Source organism: Acinetobacter sp. IK31 (genome assembly GCF_035615195.1).
GTDB lineage: Bacteria > Pseudomonadota > Gammaproteobacteria > Pseudomonadales > Moraxellaceae > Acinetobacter > Acinetobacter calcoaceticus_C.
In genome coordinates this window covers 70,164-88,668 of sequence record NZ_JANBOB010000008.1, presented here as the reverse complement: position 1 = coordinate 88,668, position 18,505 = coordinate 70,164, and the positions used below count along the sequence as shown (strand labels likewise).

Annotated in this window: 11 protein-coding genes; 7 read left to right on the top strand and 4 right to left on the bottom strand. The window is 41.3% G+C overall.

Annotation, left to right across the window (positions count from 1 at the left end; translation table 11 throughout):
* Positions 1-274 precede the first annotated feature (274 nt).
* The 3 genes from recD to MSG66_RS05155 all read right to left on the bottom strand — a co-directional run bounded on the left by recD (position 275) and on the right by MSG66_RS05155 (position 9,472).
* Positions 275-2,026, bottom strand: a complete 1,752-nt coding sequence (recD, locus tag MSG66_RS05165) for an exodeoxyribonuclease V subunit alpha (protein WP_324652736.1) — start codon at positions 2,024-2,026, stop codon at positions 275-277.
* A 108-nt stretch (positions 2,027-2,134) separates the two neighbouring features.
* A complete protein-coding gene (locus MSG66_RS05160; RefSeq protein ID WP_324652735.1) occupies positions 2,135-5,833 on the bottom strand; it encodes a UvrD-helicase domain-containing protein in 3,699 nt (1,232 codons plus the stop codon).
* 3 nt (positions 5,834-5,836) lie between these two features.
* Positions 5,837-9,472: an exodeoxyribonuclease V subunit gamma gene (locus MSG66_RS05155; protein ID WP_324652733.1), complete on the bottom strand. Its 3,636-nt coding sequence runs from the start codon at positions 9,470-9,472 to the stop codon at positions 5,837-5,839.
* Between the two features lie 169 nt (positions 9,473-9,641).
* Here MSG66_RS05155 and MSG66_RS05150 point away from each other — a divergent pair, with 169 nt between their 5' ends.
* A complete protein-coding gene (locus MSG66_RS05150) occupies positions 9,642-10,148 on the top strand; it encodes a hypothetical protein (protein WP_042894542.1) in 507 nt (168 codons plus the stop codon).
* Positions 10,149-10,170: 22 nt separating this feature from the next.
* Here the strand turns inward: MSG66_RS05150 and MSG66_RS05145 are convergent, their stop codons facing one another.
* Positions 10,171-11,589: a phosphate--AMP phosphotransferase gene (locus tag MSG66_RS05145; RefSeq protein ID WP_324652731.1), complete on the bottom strand. Its 1,419-nt coding sequence runs from the start codon at positions 11,587-11,589 to the stop codon at positions 10,171-10,173.
* Between the two features lie 209 nt (positions 11,590-11,798).
* On the opposite strand from MSG66_RS05145, the gene MSG66_RS05140 reads away from it, so the two are divergent.
* From MSG66_RS05140 to MSG66_RS05115, 6 genes are all read left to right on the top strand, one after another.
* Entirely contained in the window at positions 11,799-12,506 is a 708-nt protein-coding gene (locus MSG66_RS05140; RefSeq protein ID WP_324652729.1) for an FFLEELY motif protein, read from the top strand.
* Positions 12,507-12,653: 147 nt separating this feature from the next.
* Positions 12,654-13,601: a bifunctional demethylmenaquinone methyltransferase/2-methoxy-6-polyprenyl-1,4-benzoquinol methylase UbiE gene (gene ubiE, locus MSG66_RS05135; protein WP_324652727.1), complete on the top strand. Its 948-nt coding sequence runs from the start codon at positions 12,654-12,656 to the stop codon at positions 13,599-13,601.
* A gap of 11 nt (positions 13,602-13,612) precedes the next feature.
* Positions 13,613-14,281: a hypothetical protein gene (locus MSG66_RS05130; RefSeq protein WP_324652725.1), complete on the top strand. Its 669-nt coding sequence runs from the start codon at positions 13,613-13,615 to the stop codon at positions 14,279-14,281.
* 12 nt (positions 14,282-14,293) lie between these two features.
* Positions 14,294-15,913, top strand: coding sequence for an ABC1 kinase family protein (locus MSG66_RS05125; RefSeq protein WP_324652723.1), 1,620 nt, complete (start codon positions 14,294-14,296; stop codon positions 15,911-15,913).
* A gap of 283 nt (positions 15,914-16,196) precedes the next feature.
* Positions 16,197-16,970 carry a bifunctional phosphoribosyl-AMP cyclohydrolase/phosphoribosyl-ATP diphosphatase HisIE gene (hisIE, locus tag MSG66_RS05120; RefSeq protein WP_133975652.1) on the top strand — a complete coding sequence of 258 codons (774 nt, stop codon included), beginning with the start codon at positions 16,197-16,199 and terminating at the stop codon, positions 16,968-16,970.
* A gap of 9 nt (positions 16,971-16,979) precedes the next feature.
* The gene (locus MSG66_RS05115) at positions 16,980-18,482 is read left to right on the top strand and encodes a UvrD-helicase domain-containing protein (protein WP_042894533.1); all 1,503 of its coding nucleotides are present in this window, start codon (positions 16,980-16,982) and stop codon (positions 18,480-18,482) included.
* The last annotated feature ends 23 nt before the right edge of the window (positions 18,483-18,505 follow it).

Below are 18,505 nucleotides of genomic sequence, written 5' to 3'. Positions count from 1 at the left end.
TTAGAAGTAAATAAAATCGAAAATATAAAAAAGCCCTGTAGTCTCTCCCAAAACTACAAGGCTTAGCGGCTGTAAGTTTCCTCTTTATACACCTACTTCATTGTAAGTTCGCAGTCTCTCGACTTAAGTTATTATTATTGTGCGATTTTGCTCGACATTCCTTGCCAAGCTCGTTGTGCGTTTATAATCTCAAAAACATGGGGTGTACTCTAGCAGCAAATATCTCGAATCTATGTAAGCTTTTTCTTACAAGGGTAAAAATATTAAGTTTGACTTAACGAACTAACCGATTAACTTTCTGAACTAAACCACTTTTTCGTGTAGTACGCACTGTAAATGCCTGTCGTAAAGCTTCAGGATGAACCAAAAGACTCACTACTTTTTTAGCGCGTGTAATCGCAGTGTAAATAAGCTCTTGGCTTAATAAATTCTTTGCAGCCTGGTCCAGAACGACAGCAGTATGTGTAAATTCAGACCCTTGCGACTTATGAATCGTTAAAGCGAATGCACTTTGGATACTTTTAGGTAGTCGGTTTGCCGCTACCCATTTATTTAAACTTGGAAAATATACTTCAAATTGCTGTGGCTGGGTTCTATGCTCAAAACACAGGCCAATATCTCCATTTGAAATACCAAGCTGATAGTCGTTATAAGTCATCATCACCGGACGGCCCACATACCACCCTCCGACAGTCACTATTGAAAGTTGCTGCTGCAACCAACGCTGTGCATATTGATTTAACTGTTTTAACCCGAATGGGCCATGACGGACTGCTGTTAAAATGCGGTAGTCATCAAATGCTTTTACTACGTTTTGAACCTGTTCAATCGAGCGCTCTTCTTTTAAATAATTTTTTAGGCTCTTTACATATCCTTGGAAACCTAGCATGAGCTTCTGATAATAAAGTTCGACTTCTGCATGCTTCCCTTCCAGTAAATACTCAAGCTGAACTACATCTGGCATGTCATTTTGTAAAAGAATAGGCTTCAACTCAGAAACCTGAACAATATCAATTTCAAACTTCTGCAAAACCACTTCATGATTTTGTTGATAGGTTTGTGCCTGAATAAATTTAGCAACTTGCCCAATCAACGCCCCTTCAGCAAAACGGCGACTGGTTTGTAATTGTACTCTGTTGTCGGCCAGTGCCTGTATTTGTTGTAAGTCAGCAAGTACAGCACCTACATCGACGGAAGCAAGCTGATTTGCATCGCCTAATAAAATAATTCGACAAGACTCTGGCACAGCCTCAAATAGAAGTGTTGCCAGATTTAAATCCAGCATGGAAGCTTCATCCACCACAATCACATCGTAAGGAAGCGGTTGTTTCTGATGAAACCGAGGAATCTGCCCATGCCCCATTCCCAATAAACGATGAATCGTTTGCGTTCCCTGATTTCTGAGCTCTTCACTCATTAATCCGGACTCAAGCAATTTAGGATCGTTAAATGAGTTTTGTAGCGCTTCTTGCATGCGCTGTGCCGCTTTACCTGTTGGAGCAGCCATCGCAACACGAATATGTGGAATCGCCTGCCCAAGCACAGCAATAATACGTGCCAGTGTATAAGTCTTACCTGTGCCCGGCCCACCCGTAATAATACTCAGGCTCTGCCGGGCAACCATTTGTAAAGCTGCCTGCTGATGCGGGTCTGTGAGTAGGCTTATATAGTCTTCGCAAGATACTGGTTGAATTAATTGTTGCTTTAATCGACAAATTTGTTCTGCAAGGCGTTGCTCTAAGTGCCAATATCGGTATAATGCCAACCCCTGCTCATCGTAGACGCATGGTGCAACTTTTGAAGTCGCTTGATCGGCTGATATAGCAAGTTGACCAAGTGCTGCAATTTGCTCTGGACTGACATCAATACAGCTATCGCCTTGTAAGCTCGCTTCAATAAGCTGCTGCAAGTAAGAAGTGGCTTCTGGCACTTGTGATTGCTCAGTAAATGGAGCCTGATTTAAGAAGTTACTCCACGTTGTTAACCAGCTTAAATCGGCTTGTTCAGGGCTATTTAAATTGTCCACACACTTATCCACCTAGTTTTCCACACGCTTGTCCACATGGTTGTAGACAGGTTTATCCACATGCCAAATATTTGTTAATATTACAATTACATACTTTATCAGCATTTTTCATGCAATTTTATCCTCAGCAAAATACCCCAAAATGGCATCAAGACGCAGAATAAACTCAATGCTAGGTTGCCAGTAATAATACCCCTGCTCCGCTTCACCATTCATGCCGCGTAAATAAAGATAAGTTGCCCCACCTAAATGCTGCTCAATTTGGTAATCCTGCATTTTGACCTGCAAATAGCGATGCAATGCAACGAGATATAAACCTGCCTGTAGCCAGTAACTTGCCAAAGACATACTTTGAGCAATGCTATCGCTACGATAATCTGCAAGATCATCACCTAAATAATTACTTTTATAATCGGCAATGTGGTAACGCTGCCCATCAAAATAAACCAAATCGATAGAACCATTGAGATAACGCGCTGAGCGAGCTTCAAGTAATTCAGGCATATTCAAACCGTATTCAGCAAAGAGTTGCTGAACACGAGTCATGGCTAAAACCCGATCTGACAATGCCAAATAGAAAGGAAACTCAGACAAATGCTGTTCTGGTTGAAGTTGATTCAATCGGAAGCCCTGATAGAGTGGCGTTCGCAGAACATCTTGCAACCACTGTGCAACTGACTGATAAAGCAGATTCTCGGTGTCTTCTTCCTCTGGAAAGCTCTCTTTATATTTACTGAATAAATCTAGCCAGAGACTACTATAGTCATTTTTAAAACGACGACGTATTTCTATGACCCAGTCATCTGAACATTGAAAATCGATATGCTCAAAAATTTCATGCAGGAAATTACCAGCAAGCGTTCCTCGCGGAAAATTATTCTTGATCCAGTCAATCGGCTGAGCACTTATTGTTTCAACAGTGTTGACCAAGTCCAGCTCATCTTCTGCTAATACAGCATCATTGCTCTGACTCGCTAATAAATCTGTGCCAGTCTTATGTTTTAAATGCTGTGCCAAGTAGCTGAAACTGGTTTTACCACGTGAATAAAAACGTTGCTCAGGAAAACGCTGCGCTTCTAGTTCAATAATACTTGTTTGTTTGGCTAAATGAATTGCCTGCGGAATCTGTTCCAAAACCATTTCATCTGTACAGCAATGGTGCTGAAAAGGCTCAGTTCTATTTTTCCAGAAAGCTAAGCCTGAAACCGATTTACCATCGACGTCTTGTAGAAGTGCATAGACACGGTGGCTTGCTCGCGTTAAAGCGACATACCAAAGACGATTCTGTTCAGCGAGTGCCCGCTCTTCGTGTTGCTTAAGTTCAATTTCATTCAAATATGTCTTGTCAGCAATCGCCACAACACGTTGAGTCAATGTTTGAGTTGAATCTGGCTGAGTTATATCTTGGGTCGAAAAATTCAGTGTTTTATTATTTTCTCGAAACGGCTTGTCTGCACCCAACAAAAAAACGATTTTAAATTCCAGCCCTTTTGACTGGTGAATTGTCATGAGCTGAACGCCAGCTTCACTCGACAATTTACGTTCTAGCTCCCAGTCACGGTCAAGAGGAGAACGCAACTGTTTGAGATACCAATGATAAAGGTTTTGTGCCCCTGAGTATTTCTCACTGTGCTGACTCAAAATTTCAGTTAAATGACGCAAGTTCACCACAACCCGTTCATTATCTTTGCTTTGAGCAGCCACCAAATTTTGCCAGATATCAAACTGGATGAGGCATTGTTGCCATGCCACTAAAAAACCCTGAGCGGACCACAACTCTCTAATGCCATCAAAACCAGTCATGAACTGGCTTAAACCTTCTGCTGTCTGCTCAAGTTGCAACAGCTGTTTTAAATCCATGGCAAACAGGCGGCTAATTAAAGCTCGCTTCACTTTTGCCTCATCGTAAGGATGAAGTATGGCGGTCAACAAAGCACCCACGTCTTGAGCAACCGTGCAATCGAAAACACTTCTTTTCGATGGTCGGTTAACCCGAATTCCTAAACGTTCTAGCTCAAATTGAACTTTATCAAGCCCATCATGATTACGGGACAATACTGCAATATCATCTTCACCTAATGCTTGAGTCTGAGAGTCTTTTTGAAAATATAGTTGTCCAGCATGTGACTGGTTGAGTAAGTCTCGAATCTTCCATGCAACTTGCTGAGCCTCTGTTTCTTTATCTTTAAGGATCAGCCAGCGCAAAGGATGAGAATTATGATTATTGTGCTCAATCAGTACAGGATGAGGCCGAGTCCCTGCCCGAATTGGGTCATATTGAACCTGTTCACCAAAATCGATTTGCCGCTGAAATAACGCATCGACAACTTCAACCAGATCGCTTACCGAACGGTGGTTATGAATTAACTTATATTCACGCCCATGTTTGGCTTGAATATCTTTATAGGCATTTAAGAAGGTGAGCATATCCCCACCACGGAAACCGTAAATTGCCTGTTTTCGGTCACCCACCATAATCATGCAGCCTTTCTGGTAACGCTGCGGATGACGCCAAATACTAGCCAGCATGTCGTCTTGATCTTGGTTAGTGTCCTGAAATTCATCGACCAAAATTAAAGGATAGCGCGCCTGAACAAATACTGCAAAACGTTGCCCCTGCTCACCTTTTAAAGCGTCAGACAGCGTGCGGATTTGCTGAGAAAAGGTCGTCTCGCCTTTATTTTGTAAAACCTGTGGTAGTCGTTTTTTAACTTCGACACATAAATAGGCTTTTAAATAAATATGAAGCTGGTCGAACTGCTCAGCATAGTTTTTCAGTACACCAAAGAGTTGCTGTATTTGCTGAACTGTAGTGTGCTGATAAAACCCATCTGAAATTTCAGCAGGACATTTCTTAAAAACTTTCTGATCGGCAATTTGACCTAAAAATTTAAAAATAAGTTCACGCTGTGCTGATAGCGACCCATCAAAAACTAAAATACTGTCGCTTTGCGTTAAAACTTGCAGTAGCTGCGGTAAACATTCACTAAATAGTTTATTAAAAGCACCGTTTCGAAATACCGTACCACTCACATGTTTATAGTGTTCACCATCAAGCTGGTAATAAGGCTCTAAAAGGCTGAGATCAATTTCTGTTGCCAACTGTTTGAGCTGAGCAAGTTGTTCAAACTGAATGGTAGGTTTTTCGGGAAGTTTAAAATGAGCAGAACTAAAATTAAGTGAGTCTTCGACAAGTTTGACAAAACTATCGACGCTCTTAAGCTCACCTGCCAGATACAAAGCATCAATCACGGTTTGAGGCTGAGACTGTATCCATTCACGTAGAACATCATGAATGAGTTGTCGGCTGTAGGTTTTGGCATCATCGGTAATTTGAGCACGTTCAATTTTGCCACTCTCAAAAGCAAACTCACGTAATAGTTTTTGGCTAAAGCTATCGAGTGTTCCAACAAATAGCTCATCGAACTGATCTATAACTAATTTTAAACGCTCACACGCATAGGCAATACGCGTCGCAAAGCTTTTTAAAATATGTTGGAGTAACAAATCAGGCTCTTGCTCGGCCTGCATAAGTAATTCATGTTCTGTAAAACTACGCTTCGTCTCTAAATAACGATACGTTTCGACCAAACGGGCACGAATACGACTTTTTAACTCGGCAGCGGCAGCACGGGTAAACGTGGTCGCAATCACTTGTCGAGGCAAGTATTTTTCAAGAAAAATACGGACCATCAAGCTCGATAAAGTATAAGTTTTCCCTGTACCTGCCGAAGCTTCAATTAAGTGTAATCCACTAAAATCAATATCAATAATAGGTTGATAAGACACCTGTACTCTTGAGTTCATGTCTTACTCCGAATGTTGAAATTGAAAAACTGGATGATACAGATCATACGCAAATTCATCGCAAGCATCTTGAAGTAAAGCTTGTGCATCTTGTTCTTGTAAAATAAAGCTCCAGTCTTTATGCAGCTTGCAAGCTTCATTTTGAGTCATATCCATGGTGGTAAATGACCCTGTTTCATTCCAGTATTTTAACAGCTCAGCATAACTCTTCTCATCCAGTTTTGCTTTTTCTGCCTGATTTGCTGTTTCCCACTGATATGCTTTGGCTTTTTCTAGTGGTTTTAATAATAAGGCTGCTGGCAAAACTAGTGGCTGTTGTTGAGCATAACGCCAGATTTTAAACCATGGCTGTAAATATTGCCGAGCTTGCTCAGAACTTACGCCGCTACAAATAACGGTTTGATCGCTAAAAACTACAATACGGCGTTTTTCAGCGCCAGCACTTCCCTCATTAAGATAGGCCAACCAAAGTAGATGTTCCAACCAGACTTTCGCACGTCTTTTTGCCCGAGCACTCGACGGCTCCATACTGACCCAATCCTGAGTTTCAGACTTTGGAACAGTAATATTCATATGAAGCTGTTTGGCAATTCGCCAAACTCGCTGAGTCGTTTCAGTTACCGCTGGTGCATAATGATGGAGGCGTTCAAGCAAGCACTCTTGTTCAAAAACACCTTGCTGCCACGCGCTATATTTGACTTTGCCTACAGGCAATTGATCAAGTAATACCTCAGGTTGTGCTTGTTGATCGGATTGCTGTAAAAAATGTCGAATTGCATAACGCCCTAAACCATCTAACAATAAAGGTTCATTTTGGTCGAGCAGTCCGACACTTCCTAAGTTTTCTACCCCTAAAGTTTTCAAATATAACCGTGCGGGGAACGTCACGTCCTGTATCCATTGCTGGCTTTCTAAAACCAACATGTCAGGCGCTTGCAGCGGATAAGTCGTATTCGCCCAAGGTTGACGATTTCCTGAGACTTGCTGAATTTGTGAAGCCACCTTAAACCAGTGATCTTGGTAACGAACAACACTTTTTTCTAAAGTAAAACCTTTCGGATCGAAGGGTTGTAAATGATGGAGGTGATAAAGTTGTTGTAACTGGGATGGAATTTCAATCCCTTCAACGACTACATTTTCAGGTAGCTCACCTTCAGCTTTCACAATTAATGCAAGGTGTTCACGGAACTCCTGAAGAATACTGGAAGGTTCTCGGACCTCACCGTCATTCACATCAAATCCGTTATAAAACAGCCATAAATTGTCCTGGGCTAATAACAACGCATCTAGAAAAGCGCCCTGATCATCTTCAAGACGAGAGCGGTCGCCTAACTGTTGGCGTAATGCATCCATTAAATCAAATGGAACGTGTGTATCACGGTTTGGGAATTGCCCTGCATCAAGATTTAACATCACCATTAAGCGATAGGGTAATGGCCGAATATGTCCAATTTGGGCAAAGGTAATCTGCCCAGTGGGTTCAGCTTGTGCACTTTGGCCTTCTAAGGTGCGCTGAATTTCTTCAATAATATAAGGCAGTGGCAACGTAATTTTGCGCAAAGTTCCTGTTTCTGTCTCGGCGTAATAACTTGCGAGCGTCAACATTCGTTCTTGTTTTTTTACAACTTCCCGAACAGCTTTTAAAGCAGCAATACCCACCTGCTCAAATTCAACAATATCTTTACCCAGCACTTGAAGCCAATATTCAACTGTATAGACTTGCCCCTGTTCATGCAGGGTTAACCAATCACGGCGCTCATTCAAATCTTGATAAATCTGAATGAGTGTACCAATCAGCTCAAAATCACCCGATTGAACTTTGGCATAACTCAATACCTGATTAAATGTGGCATGTACAGGCACAGCAATACCAAGCGCCAAACGCTCTAAAGCAAATTTAAAGCTATATCGATAATCGTCATCACCTTCACACAAACTGCGCTTGAGATGCTCGGCATCAAGTCCGCGTTTAAAGCCTGCATCAGCAAGTAAATTTAAAATTCGCTCAACCTGAATATATTCAAGTTCGTAACGTTGCTGGGTCGCATGCAAGCTTAACCAGTCAGCAAAATCGTCAAAGCTAAAACGCCCCTGCATCAGTTGAATACGCCCAATCACGGCACGCCAAGCGTTGAGTGCATCGAGTGATGCAACACCTGCGATTTTCACGGGTAAATGCACACCCTGCTCAGTGGCAGTAGCGGGAAATACACTTCGAATTAAAGGTTCTATGTCAACCAAATTAGGAACCAAAACCAAAATATCATTTGGACGACGCGGCTGCTCATATGCTTTGGCTAGCCAACAGATTAATTGCTCTTTTAATACTTCAAGCTGACGTAAAGTCGAATGACAAACATGGATCTGAATAGAGTCATCGTCTGGAGCAAGCTCATATTGCTTAGCTTGAGGTTCTACTAAATGCAAAATATCTGACTGAACTTTACCGAGTAAACTTTCAGGAAAATCATCCACAAAAGCATCAATCCACTTACCCTCTTCACCCATAGATAAATTTGATAATAGCGAGAAGTGGTCACGGGCTTGCTTACCCAATCTTGTTAAAAGCGGATGTCTAGACTCACGTGCTTCAGCATTAAAGTTGAGTGTAAATTTATTAAAGAAATCGCTAATTTCAGCATCAGTTGCCTTTGGATTTTTTGCAATAAACCGCTCTTTCACCCCTAAGTCATAGCGCTGTTTCCACAGTGGGTCGACGCTATCAGCCCAATATTCTTGTGAAGGGTTATAGTGCAAAATCAGCACATCAATATATTGGCCTAAACGACGCAAGAACTGTAACTGGCTTGGTGGTAAATCCAATAACGTAAAGATCACCACTTGAGTAGGTAAGCTTGAAATAGCGCGCTTACTGCGGTCTGGATGCGCTAACTCTTGCCAAAATAACTCATCAATTTGCTGCATCTGCAAAAAGTCATCATGAAAATGTTGCTGCCACAACCAACGCTGCCAACGTTCTAGTTCTTGAGTTTGATGCAATGCAAAAGCAGTAACCTCTTCATCTTTTTGCACAATATATTTTTCAATATCGAGTGCTCGCCCCTGCCCCCAAGCAGACAACCAGTTTTCCGGACACGTACAACTATTTTCACAACCACGCTGACACTGTCCACGATAAATCATATAGTTGCTAAATAAATCGGCAACCTGTTCAGCGACCCAATACAGCATTTTCTGTTTTTTTAGTTGTTTATCTATGCCTTGCTCAAGCCTGTCTGCGCTGTCATAAATGCGCTGAACAATAGAATGGAGAGGATGTGAAGTATCTATGCCAATTGTGTCAGGCTGTATAAATTCATACAAAGCCTGATGAACCCGCCATTTAAAGATCAAACGTGGGATGTTCGCTTTACGAACCTGCTCTTTATGCGCAGTTAAGACTTGCTGATAGGCATACCACTGGAAGCCGCGTACCCGTTGGTGAAACTGGTAATTGGCACTCATGCCCTGCTGTTCTGCAAGTTTTTGTATCAGCCACTGCTCGACCGCAGGACTTGGAACAATAAAATGCTGGGTTTTCAAAACTTGTAATGGATGCGTTGAAGCTTGTGAGGTAGACGCTAATACCCCTTGCAACAACACATCAATACGTTGACTTTGAATAACATGAATCCCCATTTATTTCATATCCTGCTTGCATAATTTATGCACAAAATCATAAACATTCATTACTATACAACTGAATCTGACTATGTCACGTTGGTTTAAACACAGCATAATTTAACTTTAAGTGTCACTTACACTTGGTTTGAATAACGCCATCAAGAAACTCATACAGGTAAACATTATGAAAATTGATAACATTCCTGACTATATTGATCCTAGCCTAAATCTGGAACAAATTCGCGATGAGTGTCATGACCTCATCAAAAAAAGAGCTTACGTCTCAGCAGGAGCGGCAATTGTACCGATTCCTTTTTTAGACGTGGTGATAGATTTGGGAATTTTGTCGCACCTGATTCCAGATATCAATTCCCGTTTTGGCTTAGCACCTGAGCACGTTAGTGTTTACGACCCAAAAACTAAAACAATTCATTGGGATGAATTACGTAAACGCGGTTTTGAATTTTCAGGCTTTGTAGTGGCGCGCACGACTGTTAAAAAAACATTTAATGGCTTTTTGGGCAAAATCGTAACGAAACAGGTCACTAAATTTATACCGCTAGGCGGACAAATTGTAGCAGCAAGTTTAGGCTATTTCATGATGAAAAAAATAGCAGAAACTCATCTGAATGACAGTTACAATCTTGCAAAACGTATTCAGCAAAAAAGCCGCACCACTATTGTAAATTAGTAAATACCTTATAGCTGAGAGCTTAATCTGCTCTCAGCTGTTTTAAAACCGCCTTCAATACTTCTAGACGTGCAGTATATTTATCATCAGTTGCCACAACATACCAAGGTGCGTAGTCAGTACTGGTCCGTTCAAACATATCAGCAGCCGCTTTTAAATAATCATCCCATTTATCACGATTACGCCAATCTTCTGCGGTAATTTTAAAACGTTTATGCGGTGTCTCTTCTCTAGCTTTAAAACGCTGCTCTTGTTCATCTTTGCTAATTGCCAGCCAAATTTTTACCACAATTGTTTGACTATCAAATAAATCTTTTTCAAAACGATTAATTTCGTCATAGGCACGCTGCCACTCTAAAGGCGAAGCAAAACTTTCAACACGTTCAACGAGTACGCGCCCATACCAAGTCCGATCAAAGATCGTAATTTTTTCGGCCTCATTAATGCGATTCCAAAAGCGCCATAAATAAGGATGTCGAGCTTCAAAACGTTCAGGTGCACCGATACAATGAATATCATATTCACGCGGGTCTAGGTTTTTAACAATTCGTTTAATTGCACCACCTTTACCTGCAGCATCCATGCCTTCAAAAGCAATCACGACATTTCGTTTATCAAAACGCATGGCATCAGCAATTTTTTTACTTAGTTTATTGAGCTCTTTTTTATATTCAGCTTTGTCATACTGCTCCTGAGAAGGTTTTAATAAACTCTCTGGAATTTTTGCTTGCTGCCATTTTCCTTTGACTTCAGTTTCGTGGTCAGGAAGTTGACGCATATGTTGTAAAAGATACTGAGCAAAAAACTGATCGCGTTGTGTTTCATCTTCCCCATCAATAATGTACCAATCGTCGGTAAAACGACGCCGTAACTTTTGCAAAGTGTCATATTGTTTTTTATTACGCCAGTCTAGGCCGTGGAGCTTATGCCAGTGTTGCTCTGACGGATCAATTTTGTCTAAACGTTTTTGTAGTGACTTCCATGGGAGATCGAACCAGACCTTAACCACATCAACATAGTTGTTTTTCAAATCCTGCTCAAATGCCCGCATACTTTCAACGTAAGCATCAAAGCGTGCCTCATCTAAAGGTTCAGACACATGCGTTGCTGTAACGAGCAAATCACTATACCAATTGCCAAACATCACCACAATTTGGCCTTCGGTAGGAATAAACTCTGAATAAGATTGCCAAAATGCTTCCGTATCTGTCAGCACACGTGGCGCATCTGCTTTTACTCTTAAATATCTTGGATCTAGCCACTCGCGAAGCTGCTTAACCGCTTCCCCTTTCCCTGCTAGCTCAATACCACTCATTAAAATAAGCGTGCTTTTAGCATTGGGCTTTCCCCGACTTTCTTTTAAAGCATATTGTGCTTCAATCAAATCGACTGAAAGCTGTTCTTCATCTCGAATTTCAAATTTTGGTTGTTGTTCACTCATGGTCCACGGCTCTAATCATTTATTGTTTAATTTCGATATCATTTAACCTATGCGCTTAAATGATGAATTGCTATACAAATTATGTCATTGCGACCAAATTCCATCTAAAAATTGACGCATGAATCATTTTTTTTACATCTTCTCGCCATAGTACAAGGTTACAATGCCTCTTATGATTTTTTGTAAATAGCCCAATATTAGAGTCTTACATGTCTAAACTCGCTGCTTTTGATGAACTTTTACAACAATATAAAACATTTAATTATCACGATAATCCAGTGCTTGCCCAACGTTTGCAAGATGTACAAACATGGCTAAAAGAACGGATGAAAGATACACATCATGAATTTTTCAACTTGCCTGAACACAAACTGATGGCACAGTATTTTTTAAATCGTTTATATGGTGGTCCAGAGTTTGATGCCCTGGCAGCGCAAATTGAACGTCTATTGAAATATGCACATAAAGCCGAAAAAGTATTGCCTGAGAATGCGATTAAAACTGGAACTAAATCGGTAAGTTTAGCTGTGCTTGCCACTCAGCTTGATGAACAAGTGGCGATACAGCTTCTTGAGGATTATCCAGCTAATACAGTATTAACCGATGAAATTATGCGCTTAACCCTGACCAAACTTGATCAGGCCGAAGCTCGTTATCAACAACTTGCTCTTCTTGATGATTTAGGTGCAGCACTCGATAAATACATGCGCTCATTTATGATGTTTACGGCTTTTAAAATGTGTAAAGGGATTGCCCAAAAATATCACTTTGAATTGATGTATGATTTTATTCAAGATGGTTTTAGCGCAATGAAACCGTTAAAATCAGCCGAGACCTTTATCAAGACTTTTACTGAAAAAGAACGCCAGATTATTGAAAATGTACATTCAGGGCATCCGAATCCGTTTAGAGTATGATAAGGTCGGCACATAGAAAAACTCAACCTCGCGAAGTTGAGATTTTATTCATTATATTTGCATGATGACGCCTGTAAAAATAGATAAAATCTGTCATTATGCAGAACTTATTCCGTTTCACTTGAGTTTGAGTCTAGGAGAGACAATATGTCTAACGAAAACCAAAAGCCAACATCTCCAACTGAGCAGGCACAAAGTTCAGACAAAGTTAGCCCATTCCTAAGCTCACCATTACCGCAAGGTACCCCTCAAGGGCAACAACAAACTTTACAGCAATCCTTAACAGATACAGCTGTTAATGGGTCTGTGCCGAAATATAATTTACCGCGTGGTGCTAGCAATACTGGCAACGTAGGTGAAACTACACATTTTGGTTTTTCGACAGTTAAAACTGAAGATAAAGCTCAAAAAGTTGCAGAAGTATTCCACTCTGTTGCAAGCAAATATGACTTGATGAATGACTTGATGTCATTTGGTATTCACCGCCTCTGGAAACGCTTTGCAATTAATATGTCGGGTGTACGCCGTGGCCAACATGTATTAGACATTGCTGGTGGTACAGGCGATTTGGCGAAAGTATTCAGCCGCGAAGTTGGTCCTCAAGGCCATGTCGTTCTTTCAGATATCAATGAGTCAATGCTCAATGTAGGCCGTGACCGTTTGATTGATGCAGGCTGTACCAATGTCGACTTCGTACTTGCCAATGCAGAAACTTTAGAACCTTTTGCAGATAACAGCTTTGATCTACTCACCATTAGTTTTGGCTTACGTAACGTGACTGATAAAGATGCAGCACTTGCTTCTATGTTCCGTGTGTTAAAGCCAGGTGGTCGTTTACTTATTCTTGAATTTTCTAAGCCTGTATTTGAGCCATTCTCAAAACTTTATGACCTCTATTCATTCACTGCGTTACCAATTATGGGTAAATTAGTTGCCAATGACTCAGAAAGTTATAAGTATTTGGCTGAATCAATTCGTATGCATCCAGACCAACGCACCTTAAAAGGTATGATGGAAAATGCTGGCTTCCAGAACTGTGACTATCACAACCTTACTGCGGGTATCGTTGCTGTTCACCGTGGCTTCAAACTGTAAGGGTTAACGATATGTGGTCGATTCTGGCACTCGGTGCAGTCGAACGTATCGTTCATCATCTGATCGATCTGGATGCGGTTACTCGCATTCAGCTTAATCAGTTACAGGGCAAAATGTTGCGTGTCGTAATCGACAGTCCGCAACTTTCTGTCGATGTATTCTTTGACCAAGAAAAAGTACGTCTTGAACCTACTGCAACAGGGCACAGTGAAAAACCTTCTATTTTTGAACAACGCCCTTTTGATGCGCAATTCAAAACTTCTGAAGCTACAGCAACTTTGCATGTTAAAGATGTCATTGAGTTGATCAAACTATTGGTCAGCGATCCAGATCAGATTGGCAATATCCCATTGCAAGGTGATTATCACCTGCTACAGGATATTCAAAAAATCATGCAACAAGCTGAACCTGATTTAGCTGCGCACTTATCAAGATGGGTTGGGCCTCAACTTGCCCATGAAATTGGCAAAATTCAACTTGCACCCAAACATTTAAAACGCTCTGTACAAAGCCATCTATTTTTTGCTGAAGATGCATTAAAAGAAGACAGCGGTCTATTTGCCCCTCGTTGGGAAATGGACGATTTAAGCCAAGCCACTCGCAAGCTTAATCAAGATATTGACCGTCTAGAAGCAAGATTACAGCAACTCAACGCACAACTACAACCCTCTCAAGACTAGGTAAGACTTTATATGATTCCGCACGTTTCGCGTTTACTCGAACTTTGGCGTATTGCAGCGCACTATAGACTCGATACGTTGTTCCCTGCGGATGAATTACCAGTTAAAGCTCAACATGCATTAAGTATTATTAAAATGCATCCGGCTGCCTGGTCTAGTCGTGAACGGAAAAACCCTTTAAAGCTAAAAGAAGCTTTGGAAGATATGGGACCGCTTGCAATTAAGCTTGGACAATTGCTTTCAACTCGACGTGATTTAATTCCACCCGAAGTACTCTCGCAATTGGTCTTACTGCAAGATCAGGTAAAGCCTTTCGATGTAGAGGTTGCCAAACAACGTATTCAAGAATCGTTAAAAGCTGACGTAAATACCTTGTTTGCGCGCTTTGATGACCAGCCACTAGCTGCTGCGTCAATTGCACAAGTTCATACTGCTGCTTTACATGATGGTCGTGAAGTCGTTATTAAAGTGACTCGTCCAGACATTCGCAATCAAATTTTGCAAGATTTTGAAATTTTGGCATGGTTAGGCAATACGTTAGAAAGTCGTCTTGAGGCGGCTCGTGCCTTACATCTCACTGAAATTATTCAAGACTACCGCCAGATTATTTTAAATGAGCTGGACTTGAGTATTGAAGCAGACAATACCCGTCGTATGCGCCACTATTTTACTGGCTCAACCATGATGTATGTGCCTGAAGTCTACATGGACACCAAAGATGTCATGGTGGCAGAGCGTATTACAGGTGTTCCTATTTCAGATACGGCGACCTTTGACCGTCTAGGCATGGACCGCGCGCAACTTGCAGAAAAAGGATTAACCATTTTCTTCACGCAAGTATTTCGCGATAACTTTTTCCATGCCGACATGCACCCCGGTAATGTCTTTGTAGAAACAATTAACCCAAGCAATCCACGCTTTATTGCACTGGACTGTGCGATTATGGGTGAGTTGTCTAAGCATGACCAGATGACGATTGCCCGCATGTTGCTTGCTGTAATGAACAGCAACTTTATGCAGCTCATTCAAATTGTGCACCAAGCTGGCTGGATTCCACCGGGCACAGACCAAGATGCACTCTCACGTGAAATGCGTCGCACCGTTGGACCAATGGTATCCAAACCAATGGACCAACTTGATTTTGCTGGCATCTTGATTCAAGTGATGGATATTGCCCGTCGCTTCCATTTAGAGATTCCACCGCAACTCATGCTGTTGCTAAAAACTTTAGTGCATGTCGAAGGGCTTGGAACAGACCTATACCCTCAACTCGATATCTGGAAATTGGCAAAACCAATTTTGACTGAATGGGTCAAGGCCAACATGAACCCAGTCAAAAATATAAAAGAGTTAGGACAGCAACTACCTGACCTACTTTTAGGTGCTCAAGATTTCCCAAGCTTAATTATTGATAGTTTAAATGGTTTAAAAAATCAATCTGCTTGGCAAGACCGTCAGTTACGCGAAATTCAGCAACTTCGTTTGCAAATGGAACATCAACAACGCCGCAGTTGGATGTTCGGAAGCATTATCGTAATTTTATTAACTATCGCGATTATTAGTCCGTGGTTTGTTTCGATTATTCTTATTGTGCTGAGTAGTTTATTGGCACTTTGGCGGGTCATGAAATAAGTTAACTTTAGCAAGGGTTATTCTTAGATTTAGCATATAAATGTTTTAAAATAAAAGAATAACCTTTGGACATTAGCCATCTTAATCCTCTGGTTTTAAGCATCACGAAATATTTAAATAACGTACTGACAAGTAATAAAGATAAGCTGCTCATTAAGCTGACAAAGACAAAAAGCGCAAAGAATTTCTCGGCAAAGCGACGCTGATGCCGTACACTATACAAGCTATTTTTTAGCATCTGACTTAAATCAATTTATAGTTCATATTTCTTTGGTGATTCCTCATGAATAACACGCAATGGCTCGATGAAGTAAAATTTAACGAACAAGGTCTTATCCCTGCCATTGCTCAACATCATCAAACTGGACGTGTTTTGATGGTGGCGTGGATGAACCGTGAAGCACTCGCGTTAACAGCAGAAAAAAATCAGGCCGTTTATTTCTCTCGCTCTCGCCAAAAACTCTGGCACAAGGGTGAAGAATCAGGCCATTTCCAAACAGTTTATGAAATTCGTCTGGACTGCGACGGCGACGTGATTGTGCTACAAATTGAACAACACGGTGGTATTGCATGCCATACGGGTCGTGAGTCTTGTTTCTACCGTAAACTCACCCCACAAGGTTGGGAAATTGTCGATGCACAGTTAAAAGACCCTACTGCAATTTACGGTGAAAAAGCTAAAGCCGAAGCACACGATCATGCACAAACTACCGAGCAAGTTGACGTACTTGCTCACTTAGGGCAATTGATGCAAGAGCGTAAGCAAGCTGAAGCAGATACCTCTTATGTTGCCAGCCTCTATAAAAAAGGCATCAATAAAATTTTAGAAAAAGTGGGCGAAGAAAGCGTAGAAGCTATTATTGCCGCTAAAGATTTTGCAGTACAGGACTCAGAAGCCAACTTAAACGATCTCGTTTATGAAACAGCCGATTTGTGGTTCCATACTATTGTCATGTTGGGTTATTTCGATATTAACCCACAACTTATTATTGATGAATTAGCTCGTCGTCAGGGCTTATCTGGTTTAGTTGAAAAAGCTAACCGCAACAAGGTATAAAATCACTCAGTGTCGAATATTGAAAAACCTAAAGCTACCTATGAGCAAGCGATTGCCATAGACAACGCACGTCTTGGGCAATCATTTAAAGTGATTGCCTATGCTGGCACAGGTAAAACCACCACTTTGCAAATGATTAGTGATGCCATGCCTGAGCGGCGCGGTATGTATTTGGCATTTAACAAGGCGATTGCTGGTGAAGCACAAAACAAATTTCATCGCAATGTGGACTGCCGTACTTTTCACTCACTTGCCTTTCGTAGTGTCCCTCGCGGCGTAACTGATAAATTACGTCTGCCACGCTTAAGCCCAAGCTTTATTGCTAAAGAGTATCGACTAGAGCCGATTACTTTACGGCGGATGATGGGTGGGCGTTACGAGAAATATGTCTTAATGCCAAGCCGCTTAGCAAGTCTTGTGGCCAATGCTGTCAGCTACTTCTGTTCAACGAGCTCTCAATATCCTGCACCACGCCATATTCAAGCACCCAACTGGCTACATGCAGACGATATTACTGAATTACAAAAGCACCTATACCCTGCTGTTGAACGACGTTGGTTAGAGTCGATTGACCCGAACCATCAAGCTGGAATTGGGCACGATATTTATCTTAAACTTTGGGCATTATCTGAACCGAATATTCCAACTGACTACGTATTATTTGATGAAGCCCAAGATGCTGATCCTTTAATGCTAGGTATTTTGCTTCGTCAAAAAAATACGCAGGTGATTTACGTCGGTGATGCTCATCAGCAGATTTATGCATGGCGTGGCGCAATTAATGCCATGCAGCAATTACCATTACCTGAATCTCGCCTAACCACTTCTTTTCGTTTTGGTGAGTCGATTGCCGATGTTGCCAATTCACTACTGGGCGGCTTAAACGAGACTGTTCCCCTACTTGGCAATCCGAACCAGAAATCAAGTGTAGTCAATAAACCTCACACCAAGATGCGTGACGCAATTTTATGCCGCACCAATGCTCGCGCAATGGAACTTTTACTGGCAGGTTTAGTTCACGGTGATAAAGTGAGTTTACAAGCGGATCATCAAAAGCTAAACCGTTTTGTAGATGCTGCAAGCCTCTTGAAACAAGGAAAACGGGTTACTGATGTTCCTGAATTAGCGTGGTTCAATTCATGGCATGATGTCCATGAATATTGTGAGACCAATGAAGGTAGTGACATTAAACCTTTAGTTAAATTGGTTGATGATCACGGGACGGACCCATTAAAAAAAGCACTTGCAAAGATTACTCCAATTGAGCAAGCTGATTATGTCATTTCTACCGCGCATAAAGCTAAAGGGCTGGAATGGAACCGCGTTCATATTGAAGATGACTATCAATTTAAAATTAATGGCTTAGAACACAAGATTACCGATGAAGAATTAAGATTACTTTACGTTGCCTGTACTCGTGCTAAAGTAAGTCTAAATATCCATCATCTTTATGATCTGATACAACAATTAAAACTAAGGGCGCCTTTAAGTCTTCGTCAATCGGTTGGTTGAAGCGCTCATACTTAGGTGAGCCT

Excerpts from the sequence above, each read along its gene's own strand:
- MSG66_RS05160 (WP_324652735.1), bottom strand. The coding sequence starts at position 5,833 with ATGAACTCAAGAGTACAGGTGTCTTATCAACCTATTATTGATATTGAT.
- MSG66_RS05155 (WP_324652733.1), bottom strand. The coding sequence starts at position 9,472 with ATGGGGATTCATGTTATTCAAAGTCAACGTATTGATGTGTTGTTGCAA.
- MSG66_RS05150 (WP_042894542.1), top strand. The coding sequence starts at position 9,642 with ATGAAAATTGATAACATTCCTGACTATATTGATCCTAGCCTAAATCTG.
- MSG66_RS05145 (WP_324652731.1), bottom strand. The coding sequence starts at position 11,589 with ATGAGTGAACAACAACCAAAATTTGAAATTCGAGATGAAGAACAGCTT.
- MSG66_RS05140 (WP_324652729.1), top strand. The coding sequence starts at position 11,799 with ATGTCTAAACTCGCTGCTTTTGATGAACTTTTACAACAATATAAAACA.
- ubiE (WP_324652727.1), top strand. The coding sequence starts at position 12,654 with ATGTCTAACGAAAACCAAAAGCCAACATCTCCAACTGAGCAGGCACAA.
- MSG66_RS05130 (WP_324652725.1), top strand. The coding sequence starts at position 13,613 with ATGTGGTCGATTCTGGCACTCGGTGCAGTCGAACGTATCGTTCATCAT.
- MSG66_RS05125 (WP_324652723.1), top strand. The coding sequence starts at position 14,294 with ATGATTCCGCACGTTTCGCGTTTACTCGAACTTTGGCGTATTGCAGCG.
- hisIE (WP_133975652.1), top strand. The coding sequence starts at position 16,197 with ATGAATAACACGCAATGGCTCGATGAAGTAAAATTTAACGAACAAGGT.